We start from the raw sequence: 17764 nt of genomic DNA, 5'->3' as shown, positions 1-17764 counted from the left end.
TTCAAGCCGGTGTTACATCGCTTTTTTGGTCAACTCGATAACGCGCAGTTTCGCGATCGCTTTGGCCAGCTCCGCAGACGCCTGAGCGTAATCCACGTCACCATGAGAGCTGCTAATGTGCTCTTCAGCCTTACGCTTCGATTCCAGGGCTCGCGCTTCGTCGAGATCCTGGCCACGAATAGCGGTATCGGCCAGAACGGTCACACTGCCTGGCTGCACTTCGAGAATGCCGCCGGACAGATAGATAAACTCTTCATGACCGAACTGTTTAACGATGCGGATCATACCAGGCTTAATGGCGGTGAGCAGCGGTGCGTGACCCGGGAAAATACCCAGCTCACCTTCACTACCCGTTACCTGGATTTTCTCGACCAGACCAGAGAACATTTGTTGCTCTGCGCTGACGACGTCCAGGTGGTAAGTCATTGCCATATCACCCTCCGATTAAGGCGTTAAAGTTTTTTGGCTTTTTCCACTGCTTCTTCGATGGAACCAACCATGTAGAACGCCTGCTCTGGCAGGTGATCGTATTCGCCTTCCATGATGCCTTTAAAGCCACGGATGGTGTCTTTCAGGGAAACGTATTTACCTGGAGAACCGGTGAATACTTCCGCAACGAAGAACGGCTGGGACAGGAAGCGCTGGATCTTACGCGCACGTGCTACCACCAGTTTGTCTTCTTCAGACAGTTCATCCATACCCAGGATGGCGATGATGTCTTTCAGTTCTTGGTAACGTTGCAGCAGGGACTGTACGCCACGCGCGGTGTCGTAGTGTTCCTGACCAACAACCAGTGGATCCAGCTGACGGCTGGTGGAGTCCAGCGGGTCAACGGCTGGGTAGATACCCAGAGACGCGATCTGACGGCTCAGTACCACGGTTGCATCAAGGTGCGCAAAGGTGGTTGCTGGTGATGGGTCAGTCAAGTCATCCGCAGGTACGTATACCGCCTGAACGGAGGTGATAGAACCGGTTTTGGTAGAGGTGATACGTTCCTGAAGAACACCCATCTCTTCCGCCAGAGTCGGCTGATAACCTACCGCTGAAGGCATACGACCCAGCAGTGCAGATACTTCCGTACCGGCCAGGGTGTAACGGTAGATGTTATCGACGAACAGCAGAACGTCACGACCTTCATCACGGAATTTCTCAGCCATCGTCAGACCGGTCAGCGCAACGCGCAGACGGTTTCCAGGTGGCTCGTTCATCTGGCCGTAAACCAGGGATACTTTGTCCAGAACGTTGGAGTCGGTCATTTCGTGGTAGAAGTCGTTACCCTCACGAGTACGTTCACCTACGCCCGCAAATACGGAGTAACCGGAGTGCTCGATCGCGATGTTACGGATCAGCTCCATCATGTTTACGGTTTTACCTACACCCGCACCACCGAACAGACCAACTTTACCGCCCTTCGCAAATGGACACATCAGGTCGATAACTTTGATGCCGGTTTCCAGCAGTTCCTGAGAGCTAGACAGCTCTTCGTAGGAAGGTGCCGCGCGGTGGATAGCCCAACGCTCTTCTTCACCGATGTCGCCTTTCATGTCGATTGGTTGACCCAATACGTTCATGATACGACCCAGCGTTGCTTTACCTACCGGGACTTCGATCGGGTGCTCAAGGTCTTTAACTTCCAGACCACGACGCAGACCGTCGGAAGAACCCATCGCGATGGTACGCACGATACCGCCGCCGAGCTGCTGCTGAACTTCCAGCACCAGGCTCTCGTTACCATTCTGTACCTCAAGCGCGTCGTACACGCGTGGTACGGCGTCCTGAGGGAACTCGACGTCCACCACGGCGCCGATTACCTGGACAATCTTTCCAGTAGCCATCTTGAATCCTCTACGTAATTCGTAAACCTGGTTAAACCGCGGCGGCCCCCGAGACGATCTCGGTGAGTTCCTGAGTAATGCTGGCCTGACGAGCTTTGTTGTAAACCAACTGCAGCTCTTTAATCAGGCTGCCGCCATTATCGGTCGCGGCTTTCATCGCCACCATTCGTGCGGCCTGCTCGCTGGCCAGGTTTTCTACAACGCCCTGATAAACCTGAGATTCAACGTAACGACGCAGCAGGGTATCCAGCAGCGGTTTCGGATCGGGTTCATACAGGTAATCCCAGGCTTTGTGCTTCAGCTCATCATCTTCTGATGCCGGTAAAGGCAGCATCTGAGTGAGCGTTGGAACCTGAGACATGGTGTTAATGAATTTGTTGCTGACAACGTACAGTCTGTCCAGACGGCCTTCATCGTAGGCCTGCAACATCACTTTAACCGGGCCGATCAGTTCGGACAGGGACGGGTTATCACCCATACCGGTCACCTGAGCGACAATGTTGCCACCAACGGAGTTAAAGAAAGAGACGCCTTTAGAGCCGATCATTGCGATATCGCACTGAACGCCTTTTTCAGACCATGCTTTCATATCCGCCAGCAGTTTTTTGAACAGGTTAATGTTCAAGCCGCCACACAGACCACGGTCGGTCGACACCACCAGGTAGCCCACGCGCTTAACGTCGCGTTCTTCCAGGTAAGGGTGCTTATATTCCAGATTACCGTTTGCAAGGTGACCAATCACTTTGCGCATGGTTTCTGCATAAGGACGGCTGGCCGCCATGCGATCCTGCGATTTACGCATTTTGGAAGCGGCGACCATCTCCATCGCTTTAGTGATCTTTTGCGTGTTCTGGACGCTTGCGATCTTACTACGTATCTCTTTTGCGCCGGCCATGAGCTTCTCCTCAATGCCAGGCGGCTTGTCCTGAGACAAGCCGCCGGACGATTACCAGGATTGGGTTGCTTTGAAGGAATCGAGGATAGCTTTCAGCTTGCCTTCGATTTCGTCGTTATAGCCACCGGTCTGGTTGATCTCTTGCATCAGCGGAGCGTGATCACGGTCGACGTAAGCCAGCAGAGCGGCTTCGAAGCTACCGATTTTCGCCAGTTCCACATCTTCGAGGTAACCGCGTTCAGCCGCGAACAGTACCAGGCCCTGCTGAGCAACAGACATTGGTGCGTACTGTTTCTGCTTCAGCAGCTCGGTCACTTTCTGACCGTGGCTCAGCTGTTTACGGGTTGCTTCGTCCAGATCGGATGCGAACTGAGAGAACGCAGCCAGTTCACGATACTGTGCCAGCGCGGTACGGATACCACCGGACAGTTTCTTGATGATCTTGGTCTGAGCAGCACCACCAACACGGGATACGGAGATACCCGGGTTAACCGCCGGACGAATACCGGAGTTAAACAGGTTGGTTTCCAGGAAGATCTGACCATCGGTAATGGAAATTACGTTGGTCGGAACGAACGCAGAAACGTCACCCGCCTGGGTTTCAATGATCGGCAGTGCGGTCAGAGAGCCCGTTTTACCCTTCACTTCACCTTTGGTGAAGTTCTCGACGTATTCCGCGTTAACGCGGGAAGCACGCTCCAGCAGACGAGAGTGGAGGTAGAATACGTCGCCAGGGAACGCTTCACGTCCAGGTGGACGACGGAGCAGCAGGGAAACCTGACGATAAGCAACAGCCTGTTTAGACAGGTCATCGTATACGATCAGTGCATCTTCACCGCGGTCACGGAAGTATTCGCCCATTGCACAACCCGCGTATGGCGCCAGGTATTGCAGTGCAGCAGATTCAGAAGCGGTAGCAACAACAACAATGGTGTTAGCCAGTGCGCCGTGCTCTTCCAGTTTACGAACCACGTTAGAAATGGTGGACGCTTTCTGGCCGATAGCCACGTACACGCATTTGATGCCGGAATCACGCTGGTTGATGATGGCGTCGATAGCCATCGCGGTTTTACCGGTCTGACGGTCACCGATGATCAGTTCACGCTGACCACGACCGATTGGGATCATGGCATCAACGGACTTATAACCTGTCTGAACAGGCTGATCTACGGACTGACGATCGATAACGCCTGGTGCGATAACTTCGATTGGGGAGAAGCCATCGTGCTCAACCGGACCTTTACCGTCGATTGGTGCACCCAGGGTGTTAACTACGCGACCCAGCAGGCCACGGCCAACCGGCACTTCCAGAATACGGCCAGTACACTTAACCTTCATGCCTTCGGCGAGGTCAGCGTATGGACCCATCACAACTGCACCTACGGAGTCGCGCTCCAGGTTCAGTGCGATAGCGTAACGGTTACCCGGCAGGGAAATCATCTCACCCTGCATACAATCGGCCAGGCCGTGAATGCGGATAACACCGTCACTTACAGAAACAATAGTACCTTCATTGTGAGCTTCGCTCACAACATTGAACTGAGCAATGCGCTGCTTGATCAGTTCGCTGATTTCGGTGGAATTCAGTTGCATGCTCCAGTCCCCTTAAGACTGCAAGACGTCTGCAAGGCGCTCAAGACGGCCGCGTACGCTGCCATCAATGACCATATCACCCGAACGGATGATTACGCCTGCCATTACAGACTTATCGATTTTGCAATTCAGCTTAACTTTGCGTGACAGACGTTTTTCCATCGCGGCGGTAATTTTCGCAAGCTGTTCATTACTCAGTTCAGTCGCAGAAGTTACTTCAACTTCAGCAGTAGCTTCACTAAGGGCACGTAAGTGCTCAAACTGCTCGAGAACATCCGGGAGCACACGGAGACGACCATTTTCTGCCATTACCTTAATCAGGTTCTGGCCGTTGGCATCCAGTTGCTCTCCGCACACGGCGATAAACGACGCGGCGAGAGTTTCAGGTGCTAACGCACCGGAAAGCAACTCGGCCATTTGTTCGTTTTTCGTCACCTCAGCGGCAAACGCCAGCATATTCTGCCAGCGATCGACATTTTGGTGTTCGATAGCAAAGTCAAAAGCTGCTTTGGCGTAGGGGCGAGCTACCGTAACAAATTCAGACATCAGCCCCTCCCTCCTTACAGTTCAGCGACAAGTTTGTCCACGATGTCGCTGTTAGCAGCTTCATCCACGGAACGTTCGATGATCTTCTCGGCGCCAGCAACAGCCAGAATCGCAACCTGCTTACGCAGTTCTTCACGAGCACGTTTACGCTCAGCTTCAATTTCAGCCTGAGCCTGTGTCACGATCTTAGTACGTTCCTGTTCTGCTTCAGCTTTGGCTTCGTCCAGGATCTGCGAACGGCGTTTGTTAGCCTGTTCGATGATAACCTGAGCTTCCGCTTTCGCTTTTTTCAGCTGGTCTGTCGCGTTGGCCTGTGCAAGGTCCAAATCTTTCTTAGCGCGTTCTGCAGAAGCCAGACCGTCAGCAATTTCTTTCTGACGTTTTTCGATGGCAGCCATTAATGGCGGCCATACATACTTCATGCAGAACCAGACAAAGAGAATAAACGCGATGGCCTGGCCGAGGATTGTTGCGTTCATGTTCACAGCACAATACCTCTTTAATTTCTGTGGCTTAGGGTTTTAAAACTACTACTACGCGACAGCAAACATCACGTACAGACCCAGACCTACAGCGATCATTGGGATAGCATCCACCAGACCCATAACGATAAAGAACTGAGTACGCAGCAGAGGAATCAGATCAGGTTGACGCGCAGCGCCTTCCAGGAATTTGCCCCCGAGGATGCCGATACCGATCGCAGCACCGATAGCCGCCAGACCCATCATCACAGCGGCAGCCATGTACAGCAGATCCATATTCAGGTTTTCCATGACAGTCTCCAGTTTGTTTCAATTAAAACGTAGTAGTGTTGGTAAAAAATCAGTGCTCTTCAGACGCCATCGACAGATAGACGATCGTCAGAACCATGAAGATAAAGGCTTGCAGCGTAATGATCAGGATGTGGAAAATGGCCCATGGCACATTAAGAATCCACTGTGACCACCACGGCAGAAGACCCGCGATCAGAATGAAAATCAGCTCACCCGCATACATGTTGCCGAACAGTCGCAGACCCAGTGATACAGGTTTGGACAGCAGGCTAACGCCTTCCAGGATCAGGTTGACCGGAATAAACGCCCAGTGGTTGAACGGCTGCAAGGTAAGCTCTTTCACAAAGCCGCTTACGCCTTTCATTTTGATGCTGTAGAAAAGAATCAGGATAAACACGCCCAGCGCCATCGACAGGGTGATGTTCACGTCTGCGGACGGAACCACGCGCAGTGCAGGCAGGCCGAAGATGTGCTCGCCGATAAACGGCAGCAGATCGATAGGCAGCAGGTCCATCAGGTTCATCAGGAAGACCCAAACGAACACGGTCAGGGCCAGCGGAGCAATCAGCTTGCTCTTGCCATGGTACATGTCTTTGACGCTGCCATGGACGAAGCCGATGATCATTTCGATGAACGTCTGGAATTTCCCTGGAACACCGCTGGTCGCTCTTTTAGCAACACCGCGGAACATGGCCAGGAACAGAAGACCCAAAACCACCGAGAAGAACATGGAGTCGATGTTGATCGTCCAGAAGGTGGCCGGGGGGTTATGTGGATCCACCAGCGAGAATGTACGCAGGTCCAGCTGAAGGTTATTCAGATGGTGACCTATGTAATCCTGCGGCGTCATATTTTCTGAAGCCATGATGCCTTTTACCCTTTGTTATTGATTACAGCTGGAGCCAGAACTTGTACCACCAGCACCAAAACCCACGTAGCTATCAGCGGCATGAAGACCACTTTCAAAACCGCCAGCGCCATCACCAGTAGAGCAAAGGTCAGCAACACCTTACACACTTCGCCGAGGGCGAAGGACCAGGCCACGCGGCCTTTGGCGGGTGTATGCGCCTGATGACGCCAGGCAAAAATCATAAACAACACGTTTGGCAGTACAACCGCCAAACCCCCGCACACGGCGGAGATGCCCCAGAAGGGGTCTTTGAGGCTAAACAGCAGTCCACTTGCTATCACAGCCAGAAACTGAATGAACAGAAGCTTACGAGCAACGTTTCTACTCAAGAGCGACACAGACATCACGTTTTTACTCCTGCTCCCTTCGAGGTATGCCGCGTGTCGTATAAAACGTCCTTTAAGGCTCAGAGTCAAGCATCAAAAAGCGGTCAAATTATACGGTGCGCACCCGTGATTTCAAACATTAAGTAGCGAAAAGGTGAATAAATGTTTAAATATTTTTCCCCACCGCTATTTTTTAACTTTCTCAGAAAGCATCGACCTTCGACCAAAAGTGCAAACAGCGCGAAAACGTTGACAACAAAGCGTGCACGAGATCACAAAACACACATTTGCGATAAGGTTGTATTAATCAAAGGCGCAAATCGCTTAAATATATCTTTATGAAATCAAACACAAAATGTCGTAACTATTTTCAAAACAGCCCCGTACACAATAAAAACCTTTCATTGACATTCTTAATAAATAATTAACATTGCGTTCTGGTTTCTGCCTTCCATTTTTAGCAGACTTATATTTTCGCTATTGACTATCTTCATAGTGAAGAATAACTGTCAGGTTAAACGTAAGAAAAACCTTAGTAAAAACGAGGTTAAAAGCTGTCTGGTAAAACCCAAGTAGTTGTGCTGTTTTTTAACATGGTAAGAACAGCACAAATTCCACATTTTTTATTAATTTTTTAAAAATTGTTTGGCTTAATTATCACCAGGTGACGTTCCCCATCGAGTTGAGGAACATTTAATTTCTCGATGGATTCAACAGCAAAACCATCCGGAAGCTGTTCAATCTCATCACCAGGCAACTGCCCTTTCAGCGCATAAAAACGGCCATTATCTGCAGGCAAGTGCTTACACCAGCTCACCATATCATTGAGCGAAGCAAACGCGCGGCTGATAACACCATCAAACGGTGGCTCCGCCGGGAACTCCTCTACCCTGCTCTGCACGGGCGTGATGTTCTCAAGCTTCAGCTCATGCTGTACCTGACGTAAAAAGCGTACGCGCTTGCCAAGGCTATCCAGCAACGTGAACTGGCTCTCAGGACGAACAATCGACAGCGGAACCCCTGGTAGACCAGGGCCTGTCCCCACATCAATAAAGCGTTCACCTTTCAGATAAGGCGCAACCACAATGCTATCGAGAATATGGCGTACCAGCATCTCGTTAGGATCTCGTACTGAGGTTAGGTTGTACGCTTTGTTCCATTTGTTCAGCATATCGACGTAGGCCACCAGCTGATTTTTCTGGTGATCGGTGAGCGAAATACCTGCCTGATCCAGCAGACGAGAGAGTTTGTTGAGCACGGTGAATACCTGTTGAGAAACTTAAGTGGCGGGTGGCGCTTCGCTTACCCGCCCTATGGAATTCTGTAGGCCCGGTAAGCGCAGCTCCACCGGGCAATGTTCAGAGCATTACGCGCTGCGACGCAGCATGCCCTGTTTTTTTAACCACACCAGCAGAATCGAAATCGCGGCCGGAGTAACGCCCGATATGCGGGATGCCTGGCCAATCGACACAGGTTTATGATCGTTCAGCTTGGCGATCACTTCGTTGGAAAGACCAGTGACCTGACGATAGTCCAGCATCTCCGGCAGCAGCGTGTTTTCGTTGCGCTGCTGTTTTTCAATCTCATCCTGCTGGCGCGCGATATAACCTTCGTATTTAACCTGGATTTCAACCTGCTCTGCCGCTTCAGCGTCTTCCAGGCCCGGTGCGAACGCGGTCAGTTTGACCAGGTTCTCATAGGTGACTTCAGGACGGCGCAGCAAATCTTCGCCGCTGGCTTCGCGCGACAGCGGTGCAGTCAAGTGAGCGTTCACTTCGGCTGCAGTTTCCGCCTGCGGATTCACCCAGGTGGTTTTCAGCCGCTGACGTTCCTGTTCAATACGCTCCAGCTTCTCGTTGAAACGCGCCCAGCGTTCGTCATCGACCAGACCCAGCTCGCGACCCATTTCGGTCAGACGCAGGTCGGCGTTGTCTTCGCGCAACATCAGGCGGTATTCCGCGCGCGAGGTAAACATACGGTACGGTTCTTTTGTGCCCAGCGTGCAGAGATCGTCGACCAGCACACCCAGATACGCCTGAGAACGGCCTGGTGCCCAGCCCTCTTTCTCAGCAGAGAAGCGCGCGGCGTTCAGACCGGCAAGCAGACCCTGTGCAGCCGCTTCTTCGTAGCCGGTGGTGCCGTTAATCTGCCCCGCGAAGAACAGACCGTGGATGAATTTGCTTTCCAGGGTTGGCTTCAGGTCACGAGGATCGAAGAAATCGTACTCAATAGCGTAGCCAGGACGAACAATTTTCGCATTCTCCATCCCCTGCATTGAGCGAACAATTTGCATCTGCACATCGAACGGCAGGCTGGTGGAGATGCCATTCGGGTAAATTTCGTTTGAGGTCAGTCCTTCCGGCTCCAGGAAGATCTGGTGCTGGTTGCGATCGGCAAAACGCATCACTTTGTCTTCGATCGACGGGCAGTAGCGTGGGCCGATCCCTTCAATCACGCCTGCGTACATTGGGCTGCGATCGAGGTTATTGCGGATCACGTCATGGGTTTTCTCGTTGGTATGCGTGATGTAGCAAGGTACCTGCTGCGGATGTTGCGCCGCATTGCCCATGAACGAAAACACGGGCATTGGGTTATCACCGTGCTGTTGCGCCAGCACGCTGAAATCAATGGTGCGCGCATCAATACGTGGAGGTGTGCCCGTTTTCAGGCGGCTGACGCGCAACGGCAGTTCACGCAGACGGCGAGACAGTGGAATCGACGGCGGATCGCCAGCACGTCCACCGCTGTAGTTATCCAGACCAATATGAATTTTACCGTCGAGGAATGTGCCCACGGTCAGCACCACGGCTTTCGCGCGGAACTTGAGGCCCATCTGGGTTACGGCACCCACAACACGATCGTTCTCAACGATAAGATCTTCAACTGCCTGCTGGAAGATCATCAGGTTTGGCTGATTCTCCAGTGCAGTACGTACCGCCTGACGGTAAAGCACGCGGTCAGCCTGGGCACGGGTTGCTCGTACCGCAGGGCCTTTACTCGCGTTTAGTATCCTAAACTGAATGCCAGCATGATCGATCGCTTTCGCCATCAGGCCGCCAAGTGCATCCACTTCTTTTACCAGGTGTCCTTTCCCAATGCCGCCAATCGCCGGGTTACAGGACATCTGTCCAAGCGTGTCGATATTGTGTGTCAAAAGCAGGGTCTGCTGACCCATTCGCGCTGCGGCCATTGCGGCCTCAGTGCCTGCATGACCCCCGCCAATGATAATGACGTCAAAAGGATCCTGATAAAACATGGTGGTCTGCCTCGCGTAAAGCGGTATGAAAATGGATTGAAGCCCGGGCCGTGGATTCTACTCAACTTTAGTCTTTCGAGAAAGCATTGGGATCCTGGGCTATTAAAAAGAAGATCTTTTTATTTAGAGATCTGTTCTATTGTGATCTCTTATTAGGATCGCCGACCTCTGTGGATAAGTCCGATCCGGCAAATAAGATCATGCGGTTAGAAAGGATCGTTTGCTGTGAATGATCGGTGATCCTGGACCGTATAAGCTGGGATCAGATCGCCACTTTATGCACAGGTCAAAAACCATACCAGAGTTGTTATTTGGATAACTACGGCTTAATACGAGCTTTTAACCAGAGTTATCCACATCTGTTCGCGCGATCTTTAATCGTTTTTGAGTAAATTTTTCCATTCTGCCAGCCAGATCTCGGCTGGATCTTCCGGAATATCATGATCGAGGATGTTGATCTTCAGCGTTTCACCCAGCTGTTTTGCACCACAGGCGGTAACAGCGGCCTCAACTTTCTCTATTGCGCCACAGAAGGTGTCATATTCACGACTTCCGATACCTACCGCGCCAAAACGGACGTTGGACAGGTCTGGTTGTTGTTCCTGCAGTTCGTCATATAAAGGTTGCAGGTTATCCGGCAGGTCGCCTGCGCCATGTGTGGAGGTGATCAGCAGCCAGATCCCATCAGTCGGGAGATCTTCAAGCAGCGGTCCGTGCAGTGTCTCTGTGGAAAAACCTGCTTCTTCCAGCTTCTCAGCCAGATGTTCCGCAACGTATTCCGCACCGCCCAGGGTGCTGCCACTGATAAGAGTAATGTCAGCCATTGATCGCTCGCTCAGATAAAGAGGCGGCCATTGTACGCTGTGAACGAGCTGGGATCTACCTGTGGAAAATGTGGGAATGAATTTGCCCGATCACGGGCGGATGGTACGCATGATCGGGTTTTGCAGAGAGATCAGGGTCTCAGTGGACTGAATTTCATCGATTGTTTGGATCTTGTTGATAAGTACCTGCTGGAGGGCGTCTATGGATCGACACATGACTTTTATAAAGATGCTGTAATGCCCGGTGGTGTAATAGGCTTCTGTGACTTCATCGAGTGCGTTCAGCTTTGCCAGGGCAGAAGGGTAGTCTTTTGCGCTTTTAAGAATGATACCGATAAAGCAGCAAACGTCATAACCCAGCTGTTTGGGGCTGACGTCAATGCGTGCGCCGGTAATGATCCCCGCCTGTTTCATCTTCTCTACGCGAACATGGATTGTTCCCGGGCTGACACCAAACTGTTTTGCCAGTTCGGCGTAGGCGGTACGGGCATTAGCCATTAAGGCCTCCAGGATGCCGCGGTCGAGATTGTCGATCTGATAATTTTCCATAGCTTTTTCTTATGAAGATTAATGAATCACTCTATTCTAGCGGTTTATTTTATCGAATCAAAAGTGAAGGAGGCTTTTTGTTGATTGGTTATTGAATAAGGTGCCATTTCTGTTGCTTAATCAATAGCAACAGGACGCAGGAGTATAAATAATGAAAACCGCTTATATCGCAAAACAACGCCAGATCAGTTTCGTTAAATCCCATTTTTCACGCCAGCTGGAAGATAAACTTGGACTGATTGAAGTCCAGGCTCCCATTCTGAGCCGCGTGGGTGACGGGACGCAGGATAACTTATCTGGAAGCGAAAAAGCGGTGCAGGTGAAAGTGAAAACACTGCCAGATGCCCAGTTCGAAGTGGTTCACTCCCTTGCGAAATGGAAGCGTCAAACCCTGGGACAACACGACTTCAGCGCGGGCGAAGGGCTCTACACGCACATGAAAGCCCTTCGCCCCGATGAAGACCACCTTACTCCAATTCACTCCGTCTACGTTGATCAGTGGGACTGGGAGCGCGTAATGGGTGATGCCGAGCGCCATGTCGGTACGCTGAAATCCACCGTTGAGGCGATCTACGCTGGGATCAAAGCGACCGAAGCGGCTGTAAGCAAAGAGTTTGGTCTGGCACCGTTCCTGCCGGATACGATCCACTTTGTGCACAGCCAGGAGCTGCTGAGCCGTTTCCCGGATCTGGATGCTAAAGGCCGTGAACGCGCAATCGCCAAAGAATTAGGTGCTGTGTTTCTGATGGGGATCGGCGGCAAACTGTCTGACGGCAAACGCCACGACGTTCGTGCGCCGGATTATGATGACTGGAGCACCCGTGGTGAGAGCGAATACGCGGGTCTGAACGGCGATATCCTGGTCTGGAACCCGGTGCTGGAAGATGCGTTTGAGCTTTCTTCTATGGGGATCCGCGTGGATGCTGATGCGCTGAAGCGTCAGCTGGCCGTTACTGGCGACGAAGATCGTCTCAAATTAGAGTGGCACCAGTCGCTGCTACGCGGGGAAATGCCGCAGACCATCGGTGGCGGTATCGGCCAGTCCCGTCTGACCATGTTACTGCTTCAGTTGCCACATATCGGTCAGGTTCAGTGTGGCGTCTGGCCGCAGCAAGTACGCGAAAGCGTTGGCTCCCTTCTGTGATTAACGCCGCCAGCGTCTGAGCAGGCGGCTACGCAACCCGGTATCGAAGCGCCAGATATGATCGAAGATGCGCATGATGCCGGGTTTTCCATGGGCGGACATCGCCACCGCGTGGAAACGGTGCTGATGCACCCGCTGTAACTCCTTCACTTTATTCACCACATCATCCGGCAGACGCTGGGCAATAAAATCGGAAATTACCACCGCGTCAGCGTCGTACCAGTCGCCACCCTGCATTCTCTCCACAATGCTACGAAAACAGCTGGCTAAATCCGTGCCGCCGCGAAAACGCTGGCTTAAAAAGCGGATCGCCTGTTCGATACCCTGCTGGTTCGTCAGCTCATAACCCACCACCTCGCTGGAGAAGAGCATGATGAAGCAGCGACGGCGATCGGCGAGCGCCACGCGCATCAGAGCCAGACAGAATGCCTTCGCACATTGCTCATTAAACCCGCCCATCGATCCGGACGTATCCACGCAAACAATAAAAGGTCCGCGCGGCTGTTCATCAAAATCCTGGTGGACGACTGGCCTCTGGCTGAGCTTCTCGCGCCAGGCTTCGCCGTGTAGCCGGTAAGTAAGAAGCTGCTTTTCCACCAGCCGACGGTAAAACTCATACTCTAGTTCAGTCATTCCCAGCGTGCTGAGTTCGGTGGGCAGCAGGCGCAAAATATCATCGCTTTGCTGAAGCCCGTCGACCTGCTCGGGAACGGTTGCCGGTTCGCGTACCAGGGTGCGGAAGGTTTCCATCGGGGCATCTTTCTTTGGGACTGACTTTGCCTCCCTTGAACGGCCCAGCTGTTCTGCGAGTTTCATCAGTTCGGGCTGCTGTGCCAGAAAATCGCCGTACTTGACGATCAGCTGATAATCCCCGCGCCGAAGCTGACCGGCGCTCATATCCCAGAGACGCCCGGCGGCGTTTTCATTTTCCACCAGTACCTGCTCGAGCTGACCGCTTAAGGTCATGCGTTCCTGAACTTCACTGAGCAGTTGTTCACGCTCCTCATCCAGCAGTTGCTGGTTCAATGTTGTGGCCTGAACGACAAGGCTGAGGCGCCAGCGCTGTAAAAAGAGAGTGTGCAACGCGGGCGTGAAGGTGGCGTTATCCGTGATCAGCGCCCGGGCCTGGCTGGCAAACGGGGAGTGGACGTTGTCGAGCAATGTCAGGGTTTGCGGAAGCTGAACGATAAACTGTGGCGTTGAGAGCCGCTGGCACTGCTGATAACAGGCCACCTCTTCCGTTAACTCAGGGGGGACCTCGGTCTCTTTGAACCGCTGACGCAAGTTTTCACGCCAGCGTGGGAGATCGTCCGTCATCGCTTTTTTAAGCTTCGGAAATTTTTCAAAGAATGCGGCCAGCTGCGGCGACGCCAGAAGGGTAATGACCACCTCTTCGATCAACCCTTCTTCGCTGACGGCCAGCATGATGTTAAGCGTATCCAGCGTTAGCATTGACGCGCCTGTTTAATCTGTATGCTCACATCCTGCAGGCTGGCTTCAATGCGACCTAACCAGTCGCTATGTATAAAGAGGCATTTTTGCTGCTCGCTAAAGCGGGTGTGTTGCTGGTGCCATTCGGTATCCAGCGCTTCCAGCTGCTGCTTAATCTCTTCAGGAACGCTGTCAGAGGCGGTGCCTGGCAGTGCAAGACGCGATCCCTGCAGGCTCACATCGCGGATCACCAGATGCTGGCTACTGTCCACTTCCATATTTAGCGGCTGCGCGAAACCGATGCCGTTGAGTTTTCCGCGGATTTCTCCACCTTTATCCAGCCATTGCGATAGCGGCTCGCGCTCAATCGTAACGTGTACAACCTGCATATCATGGAGCTTTAGCGGTTGCTGGAGTAGCAGGGTAAGCGTCGGGCTGGTCAGCTCGGCGGATAATTCGTAGTGAGGTTTGCGGGCGAACATTCCACCCAGCCGGTTCACTTTCAGCGCTGTTTTATCACTTTGTTGCTGCTGTAACTGGATGCGTCGTTGGGCAATAGCACCAAGCTGGTTGAGCATCGCCTGTTGTCCCCAGGCGTGTCCGGTCATCAATATTTCAAGCTGTTGCTGCATCAGGTTCATGCCTTCTGCGTCGTGCCAGAGGCAATCTTTCAGCAGGATCAGATCGATTGGCGCAACGGCATCACGGCCGCTGAACAGGGCACTGGCCTGCAGCAGGCGGATTGCTTTTTTCCAGCGACGATCGGAGACATAGGGCGCTGAAGGGAGTAAATCGAGCTGCTGGCGCAGCATGAAGATCAGCTCGAAGACGGCATCTGGCAGTTTGATTTTGCCGATCTCCTGCTGCCACTGCTGATATTCCTCATCGGTAACCTGAAGCAAAGCGGAGACCGGGTTTTCATTCTCATCCTGCTGGCTCACCAGCATAGAGCGGAAGTTGGATTTATCCTGCACTTTGTCCAGCCACAGGCGGATCAACATGCGGTCATACAGTGCTTCAAGGCTGCTGTCGGCCTCGGGGAGTTCGTTGGAGGCGGCCACCAGCAGACGCATCGGGATTTTCTCTTCACTGGCACCGTTGCGGAACCGACGTTCGTTTATCGCCGTGAGCAGGGTGTTCAGAATGGCCGGTCCCGCTTTCCAGATTTCATCGAGAAAAACAATCTCCGCTTCAGGTAGATACCCCTCCGTCAGACGCTGGTAACGCCCCTCATCTTTCAGCGCCTGAATGGACAGCGGGCCGAAAACTTCTTCAGGGGTGGAAAAGCGGGTCATCAGGTATTCGAAGGCGCGGGCGTTCTGAAAGGCAAATTTCAGTCGGCGGGCAATCAGGCTTTTGGCGATACCCGGTGGACCCAGCAGAAATACGCTTTCGCCGCTCAACGCCGCCAGTAAACAGAGGCGGATGGCGTGGCTACGCTCGAAAAGGCCTTTTTCCAGCGCGCTGCTGAGGCGGGAAATTCTTTCTGCTAATAAATGTGAGTGAGCCATAATAGTTTTTGCATCCTTTCGCCGTCGTGGCGGCCAATTGAAGCGAGTATAGACGTTTCAGCCAGGGCTGGTAATAGACTGAAGTGCGGCGCAATTTTCTTTGCGCTACATTAATGCGGTTGCATTTAGGGGTACGATTTTGCAACGAATCAGGCATACTGTGCGCTTTTTGTGGACCAAGGGACCAGGAACACATTTGTTATTTAAACGAAAAGACTAGTCTATGAGCACTGATAATAAGCAATCATTACCCGCAATTACGCTTGCGGCGATCGGGGTTGTCTACGGTGATATCGGCACCAGCCCGCTTTATACGCTTCGTGAATGTCTGTCCGGCCAGTTTGGCTTTGGTGTTGAACGCGATGCCGTATTTGGCTTCCTGTCCCTCATCTTCTGGCTGCTGATCCTGGTGGTTTCTGTTAAATATCTCTCCTTTGTTATGCGCGCTGATAACGCAGGCGAAGGCGGTATCCTGACCCTGATGTCCCTTGCCGGGCGTAACACGTCAGCCAGAATGACGTCGGTGCTGGTCATCATCGGCCTGATTGGCGGCAGTTTCTTCTATGGGGAAGTCGTCATCACGCCTGCTATCTCAGTGCTTTCGGCGATAGAGGGGCTGGAGATTATTGCCCCGCAGCTTGATTCCTGGGTTGTTCCTCTGGCCATTATTGTCCTGACGCTGCTGTTTATGATCCAGAAGCACGGTACCGGGCTGGTGGGGAAACTGTTCGCGCCGATTATGCTGGCCTGGTTCCTGATCCTGGCGGCGCTTGGTTTACGCAGCATTATTGCTAACCCGGAAGTGCTGCAAGCGCTAAACCCCTACTGGGCCGTGAATTTCTTCCTCGAATACAAAGTGGTTTCCTTCGTGGCGCTGGGGGCGGTTGTGCTCTCCATCACCGGCGTTGAAGCGCTGTATGCTGACATGGGACACTTCGGGAAACTGCCTATCCGCGTGGCCTGGTTTATTGTGGTACTGCCGTCTCTGGTGCTGAACTACTTCGGCCAGGGCGCGCTGTTGCTCAAAAATCCGGAAGCGATAAAGAACCCATTCTTCCTGCTGGCCCCTGACTGGGCACTGGTACCGATGCTGATTCTGGCGACGCTGGCGACCGTCATTGCCTCTCAGGCGGTGATTTCAGGCGTGTTTTCTCTGACGCGCCAGGCCGTGCGTCTGGGGTATCTCTCACCTATGCGCATCATCCATACCTCAGAGATGGAGTCGGGCCAGATCTACATCCCGTTCGTTAACTGGCTGCTCTATTTCGCTGTGGTGATCGTCATCGTCAGCTTCGAGCATTCCAGCAACCTGGCGGCGGCGTACGGTATTGCGGTCACCGGTACCATGGTGCTGACGTCGATCCTCTCCACTACGGTCGCGTACCGAAACTGGCACTGGAATAAATTCCTCGTGGCGATGATTTTGGTGGGCTTCCTGTGTATCGACGTGCCGCTGTTCTCCGCGAACCTCGACAAGATTGTTTCCGGTGGCTGGCTACCGCTGACGCTGGGTCTGGTGATGTTTATTGTCATGACCACATGGAAAAGCGAGCGCTTCCGTCTGCTGCGTCGTATGCACGAACACGGAAATTCTCTGGAGGCGATGATTGCGTCGCTGGAGAAATCCCCGCCAGTGCGTGTACCGGGAACTGCGGTGTACATGTCTCGTGCCTTGAACGTGATCCCGTTTGCGTTGATGCATAATCTTAAGCACAACAAGGTATTGCACGAGCGTGTGATTCTGTTGACGTTGCGCACCGAAGATGCACCGTATGTTCACAATGTGCGTCGTGTTCAGATTGAGCAATTGTCGCCTACCTTCTGGCGCGTGGTGGCAAGCTACGGCTGGCGTGAAACGCCAAACGTGGAAGAGGTCTTCCACCGCTGCGGCCTGGAAGGGCTGAGCTGCCGGATGATGGAGACGTCATTCTTCATGTCACACGAGTCACTGATTATTGGCAAGCGTCCGTGGTATCTGCGCCTGCGCGGCAAGTTGTACCTTATCCTGCAACGTAACGCCCTGCGTGCGCCTGACCAGTTTGAGATCCCGCCTAACCGAGTGATTGAGCTGGGTACACAGGTCGAGATTTAAGCCTGCATTAAATGCCGGGTGGCGCTGCGCTTACCCGGCTTACAAACCCCCCTGCCTACCCTCCATAATTGTCTCTACA

17 protein-coding genes are annotated in these 17764 nt (G+C 52.8%); 2 read left to right on the top strand and 15 right to left on the bottom strand.

Going from position 1 to position 17764, the window contains the following annotated elements:
* Positions 1–12: 12 nt before the first annotated feature.
* The 13 genes from ACLHV9_RS24450 to asnC form a co-directional block, all read right to left on the bottom strand.
* On the bottom strand, positions 13–432 hold the full coding sequence (locus ACLHV9_RS24450) for a F0F1 ATP synthase subunit epsilon (protein ID WP_006177560.1): 420 nt from the start codon (positions 430–432) through the stop codon (positions 13–15).
* 20 nt (positions 433–452) lie between these two features.
* Positions 453–1835, bottom strand: a complete 1383-nt coding sequence (gene atpD, locus ACLHV9_RS24445; RefSeq protein WP_003862362.1) for a F0F1 ATP synthase subunit beta — start codon at positions 1833–1835, stop codon at positions 453–455.
* Positions 1836–1866: 31 nt separating this feature from the next.
* A complete protein-coding gene (gene atpG / locus ACLHV9_RS24440; RefSeq protein ID WP_023333921.1) occupies positions 1867–2730 on the bottom strand; it encodes a F0F1 ATP synthase subunit gamma in 864 nt (287 codons plus the stop codon).
* A 51-nt stretch (positions 2731–2781) separates the two neighbouring features.
* Positions 2782–4323, bottom strand: a complete 1542-nt coding sequence (gene atpA, locus ACLHV9_RS24435; RefSeq protein WP_028017764.1) for a F0F1 ATP synthase subunit alpha — start codon at positions 4321–4323, stop codon at positions 2782–2784.
* A 12-nt stretch (positions 4324–4335) separates the two neighbouring features.
* Complete coding sequence (gene atpH / locus ACLHV9_RS24430) at positions 4336–4869, bottom strand: F0F1 ATP synthase subunit delta (protein WP_028017763.1); 534 nt, start codon at positions 4867–4869, stop codon at positions 4336–4338.
* A 14-nt stretch (positions 4870–4883) separates the two neighbouring features.
* Positions 4884–5354: a F0F1 ATP synthase subunit B gene (atpF, locus tag ACLHV9_RS24425; RefSeq protein WP_003862370.1), complete on the bottom strand. Its 471-nt coding sequence runs from the start codon at positions 5352–5354 to the stop codon at positions 4884–4886.
* A 48-nt stretch (positions 5355–5402) separates the two neighbouring features.
* Positions 5403–5642: a F0F1 ATP synthase subunit C gene (gene atpE, locus ACLHV9_RS24420; protein ID WP_000429386.1), complete on the bottom strand. Its 240-nt coding sequence runs from the start codon at positions 5640–5642 to the stop codon at positions 5403–5405.
* Between the two features lie 49 nt (positions 5643–5691).
* Positions 5692–6507 carry a F0F1 ATP synthase subunit A gene (gene atpB / locus ACLHV9_RS24415; RefSeq protein ID WP_023309789.1) on the bottom strand — a complete coding sequence of 272 codons (816 nt, stop codon included), beginning with the start codon at positions 6505–6507 and terminating at the stop codon, positions 5692–5694.
* Positions 6508–6515: 8 nt separating this feature from the next.
* Positions 6516–6896, bottom strand: a complete 381-nt coding sequence (gene atpI / locus ACLHV9_RS24410; protein WP_008500194.1) for a F0F1 ATP synthase subunit I — start codon at positions 6894–6896, stop codon at positions 6516–6518.
* Positions 6897–7512: 616 nt separating this feature from the next.
* Positions 7513–8136, bottom strand: coding sequence for a 16S rRNA (guanine(527)-N(7))-methyltransferase RsmG (gene rsmG / locus ACLHV9_RS24405; RefSeq protein ID WP_108089275.1), 624 nt, complete (start codon positions 8134–8136; stop codon positions 7513–7515).
* Between the two features lie 108 nt (positions 8137–8244).
* Positions 8245–10134, bottom strand: a complete 1890-nt coding sequence (gene mnmG / locus ACLHV9_RS24400) for a tRNA uridine-5-carboxymethylaminomethyl(34) synthesis enzyme MnmG (protein WP_014072433.1) — start codon at positions 10132–10134, stop codon at positions 8245–8247.
* A gap of 374 nt (positions 10135–10508) precedes the next feature.
* Complete coding sequence (gene mioC, locus ACLHV9_RS24395) at positions 10509–10958, bottom strand: FMN-binding protein MioC (protein WP_108089273.1); 450 nt, start codon at positions 10956–10958, stop codon at positions 10509–10511.
* Between the two features lie 90 nt (positions 10959–11048).
* Positions 11049–11507, bottom strand: coding sequence for a transcriptional regulator AsnC (asnC, locus tag ACLHV9_RS24390; protein ID WP_008500198.1), 459 nt, complete (start codon positions 11505–11507; stop codon positions 11049–11051).
* Between the two features lie 151 nt (positions 11508–11658).
* Here asnC and asnA point away from each other — a divergent pair, with 151 nt between their 5' ends.
* The gene (asnA, locus tag ACLHV9_RS24385; RefSeq protein WP_407221160.1) at positions 11659–12651 is read left to right on the top strand and encodes an aspartate--ammonia ligase; all 993 of its coding nucleotides are present in this window, start codon (positions 11659–11661) and stop codon (positions 12649–12651) included.
* On the opposite strand, the gene viaA is transcribed toward asnA, so the two are convergent.
* The gene (gene viaA / locus ACLHV9_RS24380) at positions 12652–14103 is read right to left on the bottom strand and encodes an ATPase RavA stimulator ViaA (protein WP_407221159.1); all 1452 of its coding nucleotides are present in this window, start codon (positions 14101–14103) and stop codon (positions 12652–12654) included. It abuts the gene before it with no gap.
* On the bottom strand, positions 14097–15593 hold the full coding sequence (gene ravA / locus ACLHV9_RS24375) for an ATPase RavA (protein WP_407221158.1): 1497 nt from the start codon (positions 15591–15593) through the stop codon (positions 14097–14099). The genes viaA and ravA overlap by 7 nt, the downstream gene beginning before the upstream one ends.
* A gap of 223 nt (positions 15594–15816) precedes the next feature.
* On the opposite strand from ravA, the gene kup reads away from it, so the two are divergent.
* A complete protein-coding gene (kup, locus tag ACLHV9_RS24370; RefSeq protein ID WP_028017756.1) occupies positions 15817–17685 on the top strand; it encodes a low affinity potassium transporter Kup in 1869 nt (622 codons plus the stop codon).
* Positions 17686–17764: the final 79 nt, after the last annotated feature.

The sequence above is a fragment of the Enterobacter sp. CPE_E890 genome (assembly GCF_046521475.1).
GTDB classification, from domain to species: domain Bacteria; phylum Pseudomonadota; class Gammaproteobacteria; order Enterobacterales; family Enterobacteriaceae; genus Enterobacter; species Enterobacter adelaidei.
Note: the sequence above shows the minus strand (reverse complement) of the source record. Positions and strands in the feature narration are given on the sequence as shown.